This window comes from Staphylococcus sp. ACRSN (genome assembly GCF_022346615.1).
GTDB lineage: Bacteria > Bacillota > Bacilli > Staphylococcales > Staphylococcaceae > Staphylococcus.
Genome location: NZ_JAKRNS010000004.1, coordinates 209,401 through 227,374 on the forward strand (window position 1 = coordinate 209,401; position 17,974 = coordinate 227,374).

A 17,974-nucleotide genomic window follows, 5' to 3' on the forward strand; every position below is an offset into this window, starting at 1 on the left:
ATTATAATGCCTCCAGTTTATTTAAAAATGTTTGATAAGTTTCGATAATTGAACCAGTGTCTTCACGATAAACGTCTTTGTCAAAGTTAGTATCACTATTTTTATCCCAAATTCGGCAAGTATCCGGCGAAATTTCATCTGCAAGAATAACGCGTCCATCTTTAGTTCGTCCGAACTCAATTTTAAAATCGACTAATCTCAAATTCATTTCATCCATTAGTTGTACTAATTTCGCATTAATTGCTTTAGCTGATTCTTTCAACGTCTGAACCTCTGATTCTGTTGCTAAATTTAACAATTCAATATGATCTTCAGTAATTAAAGGATCATTTAAATCATCATTTTTATAGAAAAATTCGACTAATGGTAGTTCGAAATCATGTCCTTTTTCAAAGCCCAAGCGTTTAGTAATTGAACCAGCAGCGATATTACGAACCACAACTTCTAATGGAATAATTTCTACAGATTCTACAAGTTGTTCTGTTTCAGAAATTTGCTCAATAAAATGACTGTCGATGTTTTCTTTTTTAATGTAATTAAAAATTCTTGAAGTGATTTGGTTATTGAGTCGACCTTTACCTTCGATATAATCTTTTTTTGCACCATTACCTGCTGTTACTTCATCTTTATATTCAACTCTTAAAACATTTTCTGTTTCAGTTGAATAGATTCGTTTCGCTTTTCCTTCATATAACAAGGACATTAGTGATGTCTCCCTTCAAATTTGTGTAGCAAGTCTTTTTCTAGTTGTTTAATATCATCCGTTAACACTGTTAGATGACCCATTTTTCTATCAGGTTTACGTTCGTTCTTACCATAAATATGCACATGCCATTCTGGATGTTCTGAAAACTGTTCTTCTAAAATGTCTAAATCTCTACCTAATAAATTCATCATAATTGCTGGTCTCAATAATTGTATTGTTTCAGGTAACTTTTGACCTGTAATTGCTAAAATATGTGTATCAAATTGAGAATAATCACAAGCTTCTATTGAATAATGTCCAGAATTATGTGGTCTAGGTGCGATTTCATTTACATATAGTTTATTATCCGTATCGATAAAAAATTCAACTGTAAATGTACCGACAAAATGAATATGATTTATAATTTTTTTCACTTCTTCTCGTGCTTCCTTTTCTTTATCAACACGAGCCGGAACTATAGTTTTAAATAATATTTGATTTTGATGTTCATTTTCTTGTAAAGGGAAATAAGTTATTTGGTTGTCATTTCCTATTGTTACTGTTAAAGATACCTCTTTAAATAGATCTAAGTACTTTTCTGCAACACATTCTTGATTGGTTATTAGCGTTTGCGCTTCAACTAAATCCGTTTCATCTCTAACTAAAATTTGTCCTTTGCCATCATAACCTCCAAATCGTGTTTTCACGATAAATGGATATCCAATTTCGGCAACAGCTTTTGTTATATCATTTTCATGTGTCAACTTCACAAAAGGCGCTATTTTAGTCTCCGCTTCTTGTAAAGTTTCTTTTTCAGATAATCTATCTTGTAACAATTGGATTGCTTCATAACCTTGAGGAACATTATATTTTCTTACTAATGTTTGTAGTTGATGAGCTGAAATATTTTCAAATTCGTAGGTAATAACGTCCGATGCTTCGCCTAGCATTTCCAAAGCATTTAAATCGTCATAGTTTGCATTTATAAATCTATGTGCAACATGTTGACAAGGACAATCAGCATCAGGATCTAAAACAATAACTTTAAAGCCCATTTTTTGAGCAGATTGCGCCATCATTTTTCCTAGTTGTCCTCCACCTATAATACCAATCGTTGAGCCGAATTTTAGCTTATTGAAGGTCATGTTGCATTTCACTCACTTTCTCGACTAGAGATTTTTCATAATTTTCCAAATTCTTTTGGATTGATTTATTACTTATACTTAACATTCTTGCTGCAAGTATTCCTGCATTTTTCGCACCCGCTTTACCAATTGCAGTGGTTGCTACTGGTATTCCACCAGGCATTTGAACAATTGATAATAAAGAATCCATACCTTTTAGACTTTTAGACTCTATCGGAACACCTATCACAGGTAATGTTGTCATAGACGCAACCATACCAGGTAAATGTGCAGCACCACCCGCACCAGCAATAATAATGTCGTATCCATTTGTTCTCGCTTCTTTTGAAAATTCAAACATTAATTGAGGCGTACGATGTGCAGATACGACTTTTTTATCATACGGTATTTCAAATTGATCTAACATTTGGCAACTCTCTTTCATTGTTTCCCAATCAGAAGAACTACCCATAATGACTACCACTTTCAAGTTGAACACCCTTTCAGATATTTGAAATAATACTGCTAATAGTTGTATATTACAGATATAGCATAACAACTAAACCATGCTTTTTCAATCAAAAATCGAACTTTAGTTCAAAAAAAATTATTAATCTACGTCTTTTGGTTGAAATTTATGCACCGTTTTATGTTAAAGTTAAGGAAGTTAAGTTCAAACATTTTAGGAGGACATATTTACATGGTCGCAAAAATATTAGATGGAAAACAAATTGCAAAAGATTATAGACAAGGATTAAAAGATCAAGTCGAAGCACTACAAGCTAAAGGGTTCACGCCTAAATTATCAGTAATCCTTGTTGGTAATGATGGTGCAAGCCAAAGCTATGTTAATTCTAAGAAGAAAGCAGCAGAAAAAATTGGTATGATTTCAGAAATCGTACATTTAGACGAAACAGCCACAGAAGATGAAGTGTTAGGCGAACTTAAACGCTTAAACGAAGATGAAAGTGTAAGTGGTATTTTAGTTCAAGTACCATTGCCTAAACAAGTTAGCGAACAAAAAGTATTGGAAGCAATCAATCCTGAAAAAGATGTCGATGGATTCCATCCACAAAATATAGGTAAACTTTATATCGATGAACAAACTTTTGTACCTTGTACACCACTTGGTATTATGGAAATATTAAACCACGCGGATATCGATATTGAAGGAAAAGAAGCAGTAATTATTGGCCGTAGTCATATTGTTGGACAACCGGTTTCAAAATTATTGCTACAAAAAAATGCGACTGTAACAATACTTCATTCAAGAACAAAAGACATGCATAAACATTTGAAAAATGCTGATATTATTGTCAGTGCAGTTGGTAGACCTGGACTTGTCACAAAAGACGATGTCAAAGAAGGCGCTGTAGTTATAGATGTTGGTAATACCCCTGATGAAAATGGTAAATTAAAAGGTGACGTAGAGTATGAAGAAGTAAAAGAGATTGCTGGTGCAATTACACCTGTACCTGGAGGCGTTGGCCCAATGACGATTACAATGGTACTAAATAATACTTTAATAGCTGAAAAATTACGTAGAGGCATCGAATAATTTCTAAATATTGATATCAGTACTAATTTTTCAATATCGCTGATCTTCTCATGTAAATTATAAAAAACGTCTGAGACATACAGTTCTTAGACAAATAAAAAAGCAATTTCTATTAAAATAATATAGAAATTGCTTTTTTTAATATTATTTTATTTAAGGTTAGCTTCTTGAGCTACTACTTTTCTTATATTAAGTGTCATTAATACAAAACCAAGCTCTATTTTGACTTTATTTATACCTTGAATCGATATTCTAATGAAACCCAAAATATCCTTCATAAATCCAAAACATGCTCTACATCAATTTTTTCGTTTATTGTAGATTTCTTTTATTTCTGATAGCTAAAGTTTTTGATTAATCTAAGCTTTGAAATATTCTCAGTTATAATTTCACTTTTTTTAAAACATTTTAAAGTAATACTATGTCTAAATACAACGTATTTTAGCGAGACGCTTGAGAGAACAAAACAAGCTGAAGACCACAGACTGAAGCTGGCTCCTAAGCAAGCGAGCTAACAATATTAAATATTGAATAGCATATTAAAATATTAGTACTTAAGACACTTTATTAATTTAGTTTAATAGTGTTTATTAAATTATACGAAATCGTCTTGTTTTTTAGTATTTTGATGTGCATTTACATATGAATACAACGTATTTTAGCGAGACGCTTGAGGGAACAGGACAAGCTGAAGACTACAGGCTGAAGCTGTCCCCTAAGCAAGCGAGCTAACAATATAAAATATTGATAATAAAGAAGCACCCAGATAAATTCGATTAATTTCATCTGAGTGCTATTTTTCTGGGATATATGCTCCAGACTTATTACTTTTACAATTTATATTCTAAGAATATATATCATTTTTAAAGAAAGTTACTGATTATTTCAAATATATTATATGCCAACGCTTAATTTTGGTATAAATGATTCAAAATGAACACGTTCTGTAGGAACATCTAATTCTTTCAATACACCTATAATTGATTTTAAGAATTCAGTTCCACCACATACATAAATTTCAGTTTCATTCGAAATGTATTGTTTTAAATAAGAATTGTCAATATAACCATTTTTATTTTTATCATGAATAATATAAGATACATTAGGTTGTGTAGCTGCAATTTCTGACAACATATTTTGGAAAGGAATTTGCTCTATATCATCCGTATTTTGTATGAATTGCGCATCACCTTGTGCTTCGACAATATGTTTAAACATTGGAACTAATGGCGTTACACCAATGCCAGAACCGATAAATAGTTGTGGTTTAGAAGCATTGTTCAATGTAAATTCGCCCACGGGTGCTGAAAGATCAATCTTATCTCCAACTTTAAACTCATCGTGCAGAATTGTTGATACTTCACCAATATTTTCCTCTGTAACATCACGTTTAACCGCAAAACTCAACTCACTCTTACCACCTTCTACTATTGAATAGTGACGCTTTGCACGATACGGTAATTTTTCACTTTCTACATCCACTGTAATATATTGCCCTGGTAAAAATTGGCTCAAGTCAATTTCAGTAGATGTTACAGTAAATAGCTTAATATTATCTGTAACTTGTTCAATTTTAGTAATTTCAAATGGTTTAAAACCACTCCATGCCATTTTTTCATATATTTCCTTTTCAACAGCTATAAAGACATTCGCAATTTCACCGTATGCCTTCGTCCATGTTTGAACTATAGGATTATCATTTTCTAAACTCAATACATGTTCTATCGCAGCAATTAAATTTTCACCAACAATGTCATATCCCGCAGGCGGTACCTGTAATGCACAATGCTTATATGCTATTTCTTTAACTACAGGTAATATTCTAGTCAAATCTTCAATGTTTAGTGCCGCAGCTAATACACTTTGTGCTAATGCTGTCGATTGCAAACCTCTCTTTTGATTTGTTTGGTTAAACATATTCTTAAGTTCTGGGTGCTCATTAAACATTCTTTTATAAAAGAATGACGTTATTTCAGTCCCTTTGTCTTGTAACACGGGTACTGTTTCTTTGATTATTGCTTTTTCTTTTTCTGTTAACATCATTGACACTCCCCAATCAAATTATCTCTCTTTCATAAATTAGTCTAGTATAATAAAATTGAATTTGAAAGGTTTATGTGATAAAATTCACAAAACGTTCAATTTACTAAATTTTAATTGAAAATTCCATTTAAATTCAAAGTCCTACTGTATATTAAGACTATAGTATGATGTTTTTAAAAAGTAATTACAGTATAGTTAAGTTAAATAAATCAATGGCTTTCATTCGGAGGTTAGCGTTATGAACAAATTATTACAGTCTTTATCAGCATTAGGTGTTTCTGCAACGCTTGTTACACCTAACTTAAGCGCAGAAGCTACTGACAATTCAATACCAGAACTAAAAGGAACTAAAGACACTATTATACATAAAGGTGAAACGTATCAACCACTTGAAGGTGTACGTGCATACGACAAAGAAGATGGCGACCTCACTCATAAAATTACGGTTGATGGCGATATTGACACTACTAAATCAGGCAAATATAAAGTTGTCTATAAAGTAGAAGATTCAGATGGTGGTATTGGAAAATCCACGCATTATATAGAAGTTAAATAGAAAACTAAATTAACTAATCGTTATTAAATTGCCAACAATTCACACTAATAAACATTAAAAATTACAACTTATTATAAAATATGGCACTTTTCACAAAATGTACACATAATTTTAACAAATCTTTAAATGCCCGTCAGACGTTGAGTCTGTTGGGCCTGTTTTAATTTTACAACAATTTTTTCTTCAGAAAGACTTGTAAATATTGCGTAATATCTTAAAATTGATGGTAAGCCCTACAATTGTAGTATTAGGAGGTCAAAAAAGTGTCAAAATTTAAGTCTTTGCTTCTACTCTTTGGCTCACTAATTTTACTTAGTGGCTGTTCCAATGTAGAAGTTTTAAACCCAAAAGGGCCGATGGCAAGTGACTCGAAGTTCTTGATTATCTATTCAATCATCTTCATGCTTGTTATTATTGCCGCTGTGCTTATCATGTTCTCTGTCTTCTTATTCAAATATAGAATGGGAAATACATCTGAATCTGGTAAAATGCACCACAACTCTTTACTTGAAACAATTTGGTTTATTGTTCCTGTAATTATCGTAATTGCTTTAGCCATTCCAACGGTTAAATCACTTTACGAATATGAAAAACCACCTGCTAAAGAAGATGACCCACTTGTTGTTTACGCTACGAGTGCTGGTTATAAATGGTTCTTTAGTTATCCTGAAGAAAAGATTGAAACGGTTAACCATTTAACTATTCCGAAAAATCGCCCTGTTATCTTCAAACTCCAATCAATGGATATGATGACAAGTTTCTGGATACCACAATTGGGTGGTCAGAAATATGCGATGACGGGTATGACAATGGACTGGACGTTAACTGCCGATAAGGAAGGTACATTCAGAGGTCGTAACTCAAACTTCAATGGTGAAGGTTTTTCTCGTCAAACATTTGACGTGCATTCAGTAAGTCAAAGCAAGTTCAAGGATTGGGTTAAAGATGCTAAAAGTCAAAAAGTATTAGATCAAGATACATTTGATAAGCAACTTTTACCTACTACTGAAAATAAAAATTTAACTTTCAGTGGTACACACATGGCGTTTGTTGATCCTGCTGCAGATCCTGAGTATATTTTCTATGCTTTCGATCGTTATAATTACGTTCAAAAAGATCCTAACTTCAACTCTGAAAAACAAATTACAGAAGATGTTTTAGATAAACCGGATCAACCTGCACGTAAACCGCAAATTACAAACGCTAACTACGAACGTCATGGTATGAAAGCCATGATATTAGGTAACAAAGATCCATACAACGGTGTATTCAAGAATGATGAATCACATAATATGGACGAAATGGAAAAAATCTCTAAAGGTGCTAAAGATAAAGAAGCATCTAAAATTGAGAACAAAGATCAAGAGCATGGAGGTGGACATTAATGAATTTTCCATGGGATCAATTGATCGTTCATGGTAACTGGATGATTACAATGGCACAAATTGGTGCGCCATTTGCAGTTATCGGAGTGATTGCAGTAATTACTTACTTCAAATTATGGAAATATCTTTACAGAGAATGGTTCACATCTGTCGACCATAAAAAGATTGGGGCTATGTACTTAATCTGTGCTGTATTAATGTTCGTACGTGGTGGTATTGACGCGTTACTTATTCGTGCTCAATTAACAATTCCAGATAACAAATTCTTAGAATCAAACCACTATAACGAAATTTTCAGTACACACGGTGTTATCATGATTATCTTCATGGCAATGCCTTTCATATTTGGTTTATGGAACGTAGTTGTACCATTACAAATTGGTGCACGCGATGTTGCATTCCCTGTACTTAACAGTATTAGTTTCTGGTTATTCTTCGCGGGTATGATTTTATTCAACCTATCATTTATCGTAGGTGGATCACCTGCTGCTGGTTGGACAAACTATGCACCGCTTGCCGGAGAATTTAGTCCAGGACCTGGAGTTAACTATTATTTAATAGCAATTCAGATTTCTGGTATCGGAACGCTGATGACAGGTATTAACTTCTTTGTTACTATACTTAGATGTAAATCACCTACAATGAAATTTATGGAAATGCCAATGTTCACTGTGACAACATTCATCACAGCATTGATCGTAATCTTGGCTTTCCCAGTATTAACTGTTGCGTTAGCATTATTCACGACTGATAGAATTTTTGGAACAGCATTCTTTACTGTCGCTGATGGTGGTATGCCAATGCTATGGGCTAACTTCTTCTGGGTATGGGGGCACCCCGAAGTATATATCGTTATCCTGCCAGCATTCGGGATTTATTCTGAAATTATTCCTACTTTCGCTCGTAAACGTTTATTCGGACATCAAAGTATGGTGTGGGCGACTGCAGGTATTGCATTCTTAAGTTTCTTAGTTTGGGTTCACCATTTCTTCACAATGGGTAATGGTGCTTTAATCAACTCATTCTTCTCAATTACAACAATGTTAATTGGTATACCTACTGGTGTTAAATTATTCAACTGGTTGTTCACGTTATACCAAGGTCGAATTACTTTTGAATCGCCAATGCTATTTTCACTAGCCTTTATTCCTAACTTCTTATTAGGTGGGGTTACTGGTGTAATGTTAGCGATGGCTGCAGCAGACTATCAATATCACAATACTTACTTCTTAGTGGCACATTTCCACTATACATTAGTAACTGGTGTTGTATTTGCTTGTCTTGGTGCTTTAATCTTCTGGTATCCTAAGATGACTGGTTATAAATTAAACGAAACTTTAAATAAATGGTGTTTCTGGTTATTCATAATCGGATTTAACGTTTGTTTCTTACCACAATTCGTACTTGGATTAGATGGTATGCCTCGTCGTTTATACACTTATATGCCAGAAGATGGTTGGTGGTTACTAAACGTGATCTCAACAATCGGTGCCCTATTAATGGCATTAGGCTTCATGTTCTTAGTAGCAAGTATTGTATATAGTTTCTTCAAATCACCACGTGAAGCTACTGGTGATAACTGGGATGGTCTAGGACGTACATTAGAGTGGTCAACTGCATCAGCAATGCCACCTAAATACAACTTTGCAATCACTCCAGATTGGAACGATTATGATACATTTGTTGATATGAAAGAACACGGTCGTCATTATTTAGATAACCATAACTACAAAGATATTCATATGCCTAACAACACAGCTGTTGGTTTATGGATGGGTATTTTCATGACGATTGGTGGTTTCTTCTTAATATTTGAAACAATCATTCCAGCAATTCTATGCTTAATTGGTATCTTCGGTACAATGATTTACCGCAGTTTCCAAGTTGATCATGGTTATCATATCCATGCAGAAGAAGTTGCTGAAACAGAAAAACGTTTACGTGAAGCACGTATAAAAGAAAGGGAGGCTGTAAGTCATGAGTCATGATGCAAACACAATTGATTCTCGTTCGCATGAAGGTAATATGAATAAACTTGGCTTCTGGATTTTCCTTACAGCAGAATTCTCATTATTTGGTACGTTATTTGCAGCTTTACTGACATTACAACATGGTGGCGATTATGCTGGTAAAATGACTACTGAGTTATTTGAATTACCACTTGTATTAATAATGACATTTGCATTATTAATCAGTTCTTATACTTGTGGTATTGCAATTTACTACATGAGATTAGAGAAACAAAAATTAATGATGATTTGGATGATTATCACTGTTTTACTTGGTGTAGTGTTCGTAGGCTTTGAAATTTATGAGTTTGCTCACTATGCACATGAAGGTGTTAATCCTACTATTGGTTCTTATTGGTCTAGCTTCTTTATTCTATTAGGAACACATGGTGCCCACGTATCATTAGGTATTGTTTGGATTACATGTTTATTAATCCAAATTGCTACACGAGGATTAAATAAAGATAATGCTCCTAAATTATTTATAGTAAGTTTATACTGGCACTTTTTAGATGTTGTATGGATTTTCATCTTCACTGCCGTATATATGATAGGGATGGTGTATAGCGGATGAATACAATAGTAAAACACACTGTAGGCTTTATCGCTTCTATCGTTCTAACTATCTTAGCAATATTCGTAACATTGTATACTTCAATGTCATTAAACGCTAAGATTACAATTATTTTCGGTTTTGCTTTCATACAAGCAGCAGTTCAATTATTAATGTTCATGCACTTAACTGAAGGTAAAGACGGTAACGTTCAAGGATTCAAAGTAGTGTTTGCAATTATCATTACTTTAATCACTGTTATTGGTACGTATTGGGTTATGCAAGGTGGACACTCAAGTCACTTATAATCCAATAATAGACTTCTCTCCGGAGAAGTCTTTTTTTATTTCTATAATTTAGTTTGTTCAACAACATTCAAAGTTGATTTCATAGTAAAATAATATTATATGAATTAAATTTAATTCTAGGAGGCTATTTATAATGAATAAACACCCCATAATTATTGATACAGACCCAGGTATTGACGATGCAGCAGCCATTAGTATCGCGCTCAATCACCCTGCGCTAGATGTGAAGATGATTAGTACTGTTAATGGTAATGTTAATATAGATAAAACAACTGCTAACGCATTAAAACTCAAACAGTTTTTCAATAGTGATGTTCCTATCTATAAGGGAGCTGCTCAACCACTCTTGACTGACATTGTTGATGCTAGTGTCGTTCATGGCGAATCTGGGATGAATGGCTTTAATTTTCCTACGGTTGATCAATCTGAATTAAGTAATATACATGCAGTAGAAGCTATGAAATCTATTTTATTAAAAAGTGAAGTACCCATTACAATTATACCTATCGGTCCCCTAACAAATATTGCATTATTACTCACCTTATATCCTGAAGCTAAACGTAACATTGATAAAATCATACTAATGGGTGGAAGCGCTGGTCGTGGAAATGTGACACCGTTAGCTGAATTTAATATATTTTGCGATCCTGAAGCTGCACAAATTGTGTTTAATTCAGATTTAACTATTACAATGGTTGGGTTAGATGTAGCAAGAAGTTCTACTTTAAGTCATGAAACTGTCGATGAACTAAACACATTAAATCAGACAGGAAAAATGTTACATCAATTATTTAAGCATTATCGTGGAGATGATTTTGAAAAAGGAACTAATGTTTATGATGCTTATACAATTTTATATCTACTCCATCCCGATTCATTTGTTGTAGCGTCTGCAAATGTTCAAATTGAAACCAGTGGATTACTAACTAAAGGCGCAACAGTAACAGATTTCAAATCCCCTCAACCAAATTGTGATGTTGTTTTATCAATTGATTCCGAAGTGTTTAAAAAACTATTTTTAGATTCACTAAAACATTGTATTTAAATCTGATTTTAGATACAAAAAAGCCCTTAAATGAATTTTATAGTTCATTTAAGGGCTAATAATATTTAAAAATAAGTTACCAGGCTACGTTATTAATTTTAAAACAAAACACAATTGCTATGAAATTTGAAGTTCATAAAAAATCAATTGTCACTTTTACTATAAGACACCCCTACCTCATTATAAGTTCCTATTTGATTTAATATATTTTTATAGATATATTCTAAACTATTTTCATTTTTAAAATCAAAAGGCTCATAGTTAGATCCTAAAATGATAATATAACGATTATTAAAATATACTGTAAATGTATGGCCAAAGAACTTACCATTCACTCTATTTTTATCTGCAAAAGTATAAAATCCATATCTATATGGTAAAGGATATTTTTTAGTATAACTTTCATGAATGAATGGTTCTGTTACTTTTTTTGAAAACAATTTATTATTTTGTAAACTATAAATTAATTTGCCCATATCTAAAGGAGTCATATATAGATTTCCAGCACCATAATAATGATATAAATATTTTGGTTGCTGCGCCGTTGGTTGTTCATTATCTTGTTGAAGTTTATATCCGGTTGCCATAAAACTGCTTAATTCTTTATTGTTATAAAAGGCAGTATGTTCAAGATTAAATGGTTCTATAATCCTTTGGTCAAAATTTTGCTCAAAAGACTTTCCGGTCACTTGCTCAATTATTTGCGCAAGAACTAAATAATTCGCATCATTATACCGATAAATGTCGTGAAAATTTTTATCAATTCCTTGTTTTTGTATACCTTGAACAGCTTCTTTTAAGTCTTTATATTTAGTACTAGGTTTGTATTTTACCAAACCACTCTTATGAAAGATAAGTTGCTCCACAGTTATTGGTAATTCCGTTTCAAACCAAGGAATATATTTAGTAATCGGTTTTGAGGTGTCAATTGCTTTTGCTTGTTCTAATTGTTTTATTATCAAGCCAGTGGTCAATTTTTGAACTGAACCAATGAGATACATTGTATCTGGTGTGTTCAGTTCTTTTTTTGAAAAATCTTTATAACCATAACCTTTATTTAACTTTAACTTACCATTATCTAATATTGTCGCAGTACCATTATAATTTGTTTCCTTTAAATAGTTATCAATTTCCTTAATTTCAGGATTATCATTCACTATTGTTGGCATTTTCATATGAGCTTTTTTGAAAGGCATTTCTTCCATTTTATTCAAGCGTTCTCTGGCTGAATTGTTTTGTTGTTGAAACACTTGTATTGTAGTATAGGTTGCTAGTATGCATATCGCTATAATCAAAGTTAATAACACTAGTATGCGTATCAATTCTTTTGATGTCATTCTTGTTGCCTCTGCTCATACTATTTCATTGAATCAATATATTCACTTACAAATTCATTAGAAAATGTAGTTATATCATTTACGTTCAATGAGAAATATACTTTCATTTTCGGTTCAGTACCTGATGGTCTTAGTGCAATAAAACCTTCATCAAAAATAAATCTTATTAGATTAGCGTTTGGTAATGATAGTTTGTCGGAAGTACCATCTTCAATATTTTGTACAATACCCGTTTCATAGTCTTCGATTTTCTTTACTTTTAAATTACATAATGTTGTAATTTCTTTATTTCTAAATTGTTCCATTATACGGTTTATTTTTGTGACGCCTTCTGATCCTTCAAATGAAGGTGCTAACGTTTTATCTTTGAACGCACCGATATTTTTATAAATATCCTCAAGTTCATCCTTTAATGTTAAACCATTATTTGCTAACAAATTTTTATATTTAATGAGTAACGGAACAATTTGTATTGCATCTTTATCGCGAGAAATGGTTTGTGCTAAATAACCATGACTTTCTTCAAACGCTAATAACAACTGTTGCTCATTTAATTGTTCCTTTTCTTCTAGTAAATTTGAAATGTACTTAAACCCAGTTAATACGTTATTAACTTCTACATCTAATGCTAATGCTAAACGTTCAGCTAACTCGCTCGTCACAATTGATTTAATAATATAAGATGGTTTATTTGAATCTACCAAATCTTGGAATCTCAACTTCATTAATAATAAACCAATTTCATTTCCGTTAAAATATCGATAGTTATGGTTGTCATATCGTTCAATAAAACCAAGTCTGTCTGCATCAGGATCAGTAGCAATGACTAGTTGTGCATCTGTTTCATTTGCCAGTATTAAACCGCGTTCAAATACCGCTTCTTCCTCTGGGTTTGCAATTGCAACTGTTGGAAAATTACCATCAGGTAATGATTGCTCTGATTCAACAACATAATTATTATAATTAAGTTCAGACAATATTTCTGATACAACCGGTAAACTTGTACCATGCAAACTAGTTAAAACAACTTTAGAGTCTTTAATGTCTATTGAACCTACAAGTTGTTTTACTTTGTTTTTATAAGCTTCTGTTAATGATTGGTTTATATATAGTATTTTCTCATTTTGAACTAAACTTTCAAAATCCCCTTTTTTAATATCAAGCGGTGAATTTATACTATTTATGTATGAACTTAATGTGTCCGAATCATCAGGTAATAATTGTCCTCCCTTTTCATCATAAATTTTGATGCCATTATAATTTTTAGGATTATGACTTGCGGTAATCATCACACCAGCATCTGCTTTTAAATGTCTTACTGCAAAAGATAATTCAGGTGTAGATTTATAACTATCTGATAATATTGGTGTTATTCCATTTTGTACTAATACACCGGCCATTTCTTGTGAAAATTCCTTCGATAATAATCTTGTATCAAAATGAATCACAACATTTGCTTTACTTTTTTTATTATTTAAATATTGTGCAAGTCCTAATGCAACCTTTCTAACTGTAAAAGCATTAAGTCTTGCGGGACCTAGACCAAATGTACTTCTAATACCGGCAGTCCCGAAAGTTAATTCACCTTCAAATGCGGCATCTTTCTCTTCTTGAGTTTGTTCATCGTAAAATGATTTAACCAAACTCTCATCTAACTTATCGAACCATTGTTGTTTCATTCTTTATGTTCCTCCTTATATATTTAACACAAGGTTTAGTAATTGTTTAAAATTAATATACTTTTCATTATATCGCATGTCTTTAAAGAAATCATTTTAAACATGTAGCAACAATCTATATTCTCTTTGTTTATATTGTACAAAACAAATATTCACCCTTCATTTATATCATTTATACAAATTTATAGAATTCACTACTATATCTTAGTTGATATTTTTTTATGTTAGTAATAAAATTATAAGTTATAGTACATTTTCTTCTTTACAAAAATTTTACAAAGTTAAAAAGAACTATAACTTTCATAAAAAATATAGTAATATGTACAAAATCATATGCATGGGGAGCTTCAAACATGAATAAAATTTTTAAATATTTTTTAATATTTCTATCTTTGATTCTTGTAGTTGTTCCTGTAATTTTTGCTGTTATTCTATTTAAATCATCTCAAGGTGCTTTTGAAAATTCATTTAATAATGGAGATGCTTCACGCCAATCAAATATTCGTGGCGAAAAAGTTAATCCTTCAAAAGATCCTGTTTCTATCTTATTTTTAGGTATTGATGAAAATAGTGGACGTGAAAAAAACGGGCAAACTACTGAACATTCAAGAACAGACGCAATGATTTTATCTACATTTAATGCAGATAAAAATCAAATTAGAATGCTTAGCATTCCTCGAGACACTATTAGTTATATTCCAAAAGTAGGATTCTACGATAAAATTACACATGCCCACGCGTACGGCGGTCCTACTGCTTCTATGGATTCTGTAGAAGCGACATTAAATGTTCCAGTTGATTATTATGTAAGAATTAATATGGAAGCATTTGTTGATGCGGTTAATGAACTTGGCGGCATTTATTACAAAGTTCCTTACGATATTAATGAGCCAAACACAGATGATACTGGAAAAATTAAAGTTAAGAAAGGTTACCAAAAATTGAATGGTGATCAGGCGCTTGCAGTAGCTAGAACAAGACACCAAGACTCCGATTTAAAACGTGGTCAAAGACAAATGGATTTACTTAAGGTACTATTTGCAAAAGCACAAAAATTAGATTCATTCGATAAATTAGATGATGTTATACAAATAGTAGGTAAAAATTCCAAACATAATTTTAATTCTAAAGAAGTAAAAGCACTCGCTACTAAATATCTCCAAAATGATATTGAAATAAAGAGCAAACAGCTAAAAGGCGAAGATGATTACTTAGATGGTATCTACTATTACAATCCAGATTTAAAAAGCATAATGAGTACTTCAAATCTATTGCGTAAAGATTTAAATTTATCAAAAATTAATGATAAAGATGACTTTTTAAATCAACGTGTCCAAGAATTTTATGGTACACTCGTACCACAGACAGAAATTGATAAAAGCCTATTAAGAAAAAATCAAAATGACAGTTCGGATGATAATAATGAAGAAGCTGAGGATAACCAATCTTCTTCATCAGGTAATCAAGATAACTCAACAGAATCATCAGATTCGTCACAAGATAATTCAAATCAACAATACGATTCAAATCAAGATCAAACAAATTCACAACAAAACAATGATCAACAACAAAATGATATAAATCAGCAGGAGAATGATATGAATCAACAACAAGCACCATCAACAGATGCAACACAACAACCTCCAAATGCTGACGCACCAACTAACCAATATTAATCTGTAGAAAGGAGCTCAAATTATGTCACGAAAAACATATGAAAAACTTGCCCATGTTCATGGCATGTTCAATGTATTAGAACAGCAACTGATTCATAGTAAAGATATGGCATTATTTAGAAATGAATTTTTCTATGTAAACCATGAGCATCGTGAAAACTACGAAGCATTGCGCATTTACTATAAAGATAGTGATGTAAATCCAGTAGTTGACGGCGCTTGTTACATTGTTGCTCTTCCAGAAATATTTGATAAAGTAGACGTATTTGAATCTGAATTACCCTTCACTTGGGTATATGACCAAAATGGTATTACTGAAACAATGAAACAAATCAGTATACCTATTCAATATTTAATCGCAGCTGCTTTAGAAGTTACTGATGTCCAATTGTTCAAGCCATCTGGTTTTACTATGGGTATGAATAACTGGAATATTGCTCAGATGAGAATCTTTTGGCAATACACTGCAATTATAAGAAAAGAAGCACAGTAAGTTTAACTACCCTATCGTTAGCGTTAGGGTAGTTTTTAATTACAAAAAATGTGAGGTAAATAATTATGTTTAAAATCGTTGAAAATGAGAAAATGATGAATGATGCATTAATGATTCGAAAAAAAGTTTTTGTCGAAGAACAAGGTGTCCCTCTCCAAAATGAAATAGATTCTTTTGAATCAATAGCTACCCATATAGTTGGATATGATCAACACGGTTTACCTTTTGCAACAGCACGCTTTCGTAACGTTGATAATGATGCAAAAATTGAACGCGTGGCTATATTAAAAAATCACCGTAACAAAGGGTATGGTAAAGCATTGATGAAAGCAATCGAAACCTTTGCTCAAAGTAAAGGTTTCAGCACTTTAAAGCTCAATGCACAGTGCCATGCACGACCATTTTACGAATCATTAAATTATATAGCAGTTGGTGATATATTTTTAGAAGAAAAAATAGAACATATCGCTATGAAAAAGTACATAAATTAAAGTTTATTATAGAAATGTATTTAAAGTTCATTTATCTTTTGTAATATTTAACGTGGTGTAATTTTATAACAATTATATTTTTAAGCGTTATAACGCTTAAACCAAGAATTTCTTAATTACTCGATATAGAATAAGATTAATTTTATATTACAAAATGATGAATTTAAACACCATACAACTTTGACGTATTATAATGGCACTAAATAATTTTGTTAAAGGGGCAGTTTAATGGCTAATAAAAAGTTTACTTATAAGGTACCTTCAATTGTAGCACTTACTTTTGCTGGTACTGCTTTAACTACTCATCATGCTCATGCAGCAGAGAATACACAAGATCAAACTAAAAATAAAAATGTTTTAAATGATGAGCAAACTCAACAACAAGGTCAGCAAATTCAATCAGAAATTAGTAAACCAACTACTAATATCTCTGGTACTCAAGCTTACCAAGACCCTACACAAGTAAAATCTAAAGATGAGGAAGTATCAAATTATGATGCCCATCTAGATGACTTGAATAACAATTCAACTGAAGAAGCAAATACATACACAAATAATGAAACTTCAAATTCTGATGAATCCGAAGATAACACTGATAGTGCTTCTAATACGGATGTTTCAAATAATGAAAACGTGAATTCAGATACTAGCAGTTCAAATCAAGATAATACTGATTCTGAAGATATGAAACAAGATGATTCAAATTCTGATGTGTCATCAAATCAACAAACATCTTCTTCTGATTCTGTTAAATCTGAAGATAACACTGATAGTGCTTCTAATACGGATGTTTCAAATAATGAAAACGTGAATTCAGATGCTAGCAGTTCAAATCAAGATAATACTGATTCTGAAGATGTGAAGCAAGATGATTCAAATTCTGATGTGTCATCAAATCAACAAACATCTTTTTCTGATTCTGTTAAATCTGAAGATAACACTGATAGTGCTTCTAATACGGATGTTTCAAATAATGAAAACGTGAATTCAGATGCTAGCAGTTCAAATCAAGATAATACTGATTCTGAAGAT

16 protein-coding genes and 2 pseudogenes are annotated in these 17,974 nt (G+C 32.1%); 11 read left to right on the top strand and 7 right to left on the bottom strand.

Annotated features, from left to right (window positions below; translation table 11 throughout):
* Position 1: 1 nt before the first annotated feature.
* From purC to purE, 3 genes are read right to left on the bottom strand one after another with little or no spacing between them, the layout of a single operon-like run.
* A complete protein-coding gene (gene purC / locus MHZ36_RS05885) occupies positions 2–703 on the bottom strand; it encodes a phosphoribosylaminoimidazolesuccinocarboxamide synthase (RefSeq protein WP_239230248.1) in 702 nt (233 codons plus the stop codon).
* Positions 703–1,830, bottom strand: coding sequence for a 5-(carboxyamino)imidazole ribonucleotide synthase (gene purK / locus MHZ36_RS05890; protein WP_239230249.1), 1,128 nt, complete (start codon positions 1,828–1,830; stop codon positions 703–705). Before purK ends, purC begins: the two co-directional genes overlap by 1 nt.
* The gene (gene purE / locus MHZ36_RS05895) at positions 1,817–2,299 is read right to left on the bottom strand and encodes a 5-(carboxyamino)imidazole ribonucleotide mutase (protein WP_239230250.1); all 483 of its coding nucleotides are present in this window, start codon (positions 2,297–2,299) and stop codon (positions 1,817–1,819) included. The genes purK and purE overlap by 14 nt, the downstream gene beginning before the upstream one ends.
* A gap of 210 nt (positions 2,300–2,509) precedes the next feature.
* Here purE and folD point away from each other — a divergent pair, with 210 nt between their 5' ends.
* Positions 2,510–3,367, top strand: a complete 858-nt coding sequence (gene folD, locus MHZ36_RS05900; RefSeq protein ID WP_239230251.1) for a bifunctional methylenetetrahydrofolate dehydrogenase/methenyltetrahydrofolate cyclohydrolase FolD — start codon at positions 2,510–2,512, stop codon at positions 3,365–3,367.
* A gap of 86 nt (positions 3,368–3,453) precedes the next feature.
* On the opposite strand, the pseudogene MHZ36_RS05905 reads toward folD, so the two are convergent.
* Together MHZ36_RS05905 and MHZ36_RS05910 are read right to left on the bottom strand one after the other, a co-directional pair.
* Positions 3,454–3,744: pseudogene (locus MHZ36_RS05905) on the bottom strand (transposase); the annotation flags it as partial.
* Positions 3,745–4,261: 517 nt separating this feature from the next.
* Positions 4,262–5,407 carry a globin domain-containing protein gene (locus MHZ36_RS05910; protein WP_239230252.1) on the bottom strand — a complete coding sequence of 382 codons (1,146 nt, stop codon included), beginning with the start codon at positions 5,405–5,407 and terminating at the stop codon, positions 4,262–4,264.
* A 241-nt stretch (positions 5,408–5,648) separates the two neighbouring features.
* On the opposite strand from MHZ36_RS05910, the gene MHZ36_RS05915 reads away from it, so the two are divergent.
* From MHZ36_RS05915 to rihC, 6 genes are all read left to right on the top strand, one after another.
* A complete protein-coding gene (locus tag MHZ36_RS05915; RefSeq protein WP_239230253.1) occupies positions 5,649–5,966 on the top strand; it encodes an immunoglobulin-like domain-containing protein in 318 nt (105 codons plus the stop codon).
* Between the two features lie 263 nt (positions 5,967–6,229).
* Positions 6,230–7,351 carry a cytochrome aa3 quinol oxidase subunit II gene (gene qoxA / locus MHZ36_RS05920; RefSeq protein WP_239230255.1) on the top strand — a complete coding sequence of 374 codons (1,122 nt, stop codon included), beginning with the start codon at positions 6,230–6,232 and terminating at the stop codon, positions 7,349–7,351.
* Positions 7,351–9,339, top strand: a complete 1,989-nt coding sequence (qoxB, locus tag MHZ36_RS05925; RefSeq protein ID WP_239230257.1) for a cytochrome aa3 quinol oxidase subunit I — start codon at positions 7,351–7,353, stop codon at positions 9,337–9,339. Before qoxA ends, qoxB begins: the two co-directional genes overlap by 1 nt.
* Entirely contained in the window at positions 9,329–9,934 is a 606-nt protein-coding gene (qoxC, locus tag MHZ36_RS05930) for a cytochrome aa3 quinol oxidase subunit III (protein WP_239230258.1), read from the top strand. Before qoxB ends, qoxC begins: the two co-directional genes overlap by 11 nt.
* Positions 9,931–10,221: a cytochrome aa3 quinol oxidase subunit IV gene (gene qoxD / locus MHZ36_RS05935; protein ID WP_042739864.1), complete on the top strand. Its 291-nt coding sequence runs from the start codon at positions 9,931–9,933 to the stop codon at positions 10,219–10,221. The genes qoxC and qoxD overlap by 4 nt, the downstream gene beginning before the upstream one ends.
* Before the next feature lie 133 nt (positions 10,222–10,354).
* A complete protein-coding gene (gene rihC / locus MHZ36_RS05940; protein WP_239230259.1) occupies positions 10,355–11,266 on the top strand; it encodes a ribonucleoside hydrolase RihC in 912 nt (303 codons plus the stop codon).
* Positions 11,267–11,409: 143 nt separating this feature from the next.
* Here the strand turns inward: rihC and MHZ36_RS05945 are convergent, their stop codons facing one another.
* Together MHZ36_RS05945 and MHZ36_RS05950 are read right to left on the bottom strand one after the other, a co-directional pair.
* Positions 11,410–12,603, bottom strand: coding sequence for a serine hydrolase domain-containing protein (locus MHZ36_RS05945; protein WP_239230260.1), 1,194 nt, complete (start codon positions 12,601–12,603; stop codon positions 11,410–11,412).
* A 20-nt stretch (positions 12,604–12,623) separates the two neighbouring features.
* Positions 12,624–14,282, bottom strand: coding sequence for a phospho-sugar mutase (locus tag MHZ36_RS05950; protein ID WP_239230261.1), 1,659 nt, complete (start codon positions 14,280–14,282; stop codon positions 12,624–12,626).
* Between the two features lie 353 nt (positions 14,283–14,635).
* Here MHZ36_RS05950 and MHZ36_RS05955 point away from each other — a divergent pair, with 353 nt between their 5' ends.
* From MHZ36_RS05955 to MHZ36_RS05970, 4 genes and pseudogenes are all read left to right on the top strand, one after another.
* The gene (locus MHZ36_RS05955; RefSeq protein ID WP_239230262.1) at positions 14,636–15,958 is read left to right on the top strand and encodes an LCP family protein; all 1,323 of its coding nucleotides are present in this window, start codon (positions 14,636–14,638) and stop codon (positions 15,956–15,958) included.
* 22 nt (positions 15,959–15,980) lie between these two features.
* Complete coding sequence (locus MHZ36_RS05960) at positions 15,981–16,451, top strand: DUF2538 family protein (protein ID WP_239230263.1); 471 nt, start codon at positions 15,981–15,983, stop codon at positions 16,449–16,451.
* Positions 16,452–16,516: 65 nt separating this feature from the next.
* Positions 16,517–16,942, top strand: a complete 426-nt coding sequence (locus MHZ36_RS05965) for a GNAT family N-acetyltransferase (protein ID WP_239230264.1) — start codon at positions 16,517–16,519, stop codon at positions 16,940–16,942.
* A gap of 228 nt (positions 16,943–17,170) precedes the next feature.
* A pseudogene (locus tag MHZ36_RS05970) lies at positions 17,171–17,974 on the top strand (GW dipeptide domain-containing protein); the annotation flags it as partial.

Bases quoted from the DNA above. Each gene is read 5' to 3' on its own strand.
- MHZ36_RS05955 (WP_239230262.1), top strand. From the start codon at position 14,636: ATGAATAAAATTTTTAAATATTTTTTAATATTTCTATCTTTGATTCTT.
- MHZ36_RS05910 (WP_239230252.1), bottom strand. From the start codon at position 5,407: ATGTTAACAGAAAAAGAAAAAGCAATAATCAAAGAAACAGTACCCGTG.
- MHZ36_RS05950 (WP_239230261.1), bottom strand. From the start codon at position 14,282: ATGAAACAACAATGGTTCGATAAGTTAGATGAGAGTTTGGTTAAATCA.
- qoxC (WP_239230258.1), top strand. From the start codon at position 9,329: ATGAGTCATGATGCAAACACAATTGATTCTCGTTCGCATGAAGGTAAT.
- folD (WP_239230251.1), top strand. From the start codon at position 2,510: ATGGTCGCAAAAATATTAGATGGAAAACAAATTGCAAAAGATTATAGA.
- MHZ36_RS05960 (WP_239230263.1), top strand. From the start codon at position 15,981: ATGTCACGAAAAACATATGAAAAACTTGCCCATGTTCATGGCATGTTC.
- qoxD (WP_042739864.1), top strand. From the start codon at position 9,931: ATGAATACAATAGTAAAACACACTGTAGGCTTTATCGCTTCTATCGTT.
- qoxB (WP_239230257.1), top strand. From the start codon at position 7,351: ATGAATTTTCCATGGGATCAATTGATCGTTCATGGTAACTGGATGATT.
- purK (WP_239230249.1), bottom strand. From the start codon at position 1,830: ATGACCTTCAATAAGCTAAAATTCGGCTCAACGATTGGTATTATAGGT.
- MHZ36_RS05915 (WP_239230253.1), top strand. From the start codon at position 5,649: ATGAACAAATTATTACAGTCTTTATCAGCATTAGGTGTTTCTGCAACG.
- MHZ36_RS05965 (WP_239230264.1), top strand. From the start codon at position 16,517: ATGTTTAAAATCGTTGAAAATGAGAAAATGATGAATGATGCATTAATG.
- MHZ36_RS05945 (WP_239230260.1), bottom strand. From the start codon at position 12,603: ATGACATCAAAAGAATTGATACGCATACTAGTGTTATTAACTTTGATT.
- rihC (WP_239230259.1), top strand. From the start codon at position 10,355: ATGAATAAACACCCCATAATTATTGATACAGACCCAGGTATTGACGAT.
- purC (WP_239230248.1), bottom strand. From the start codon at position 703: ATGTCCTTGTTATATGAAGGAAAAGCGAAACGAATCTATTCAACTGAA.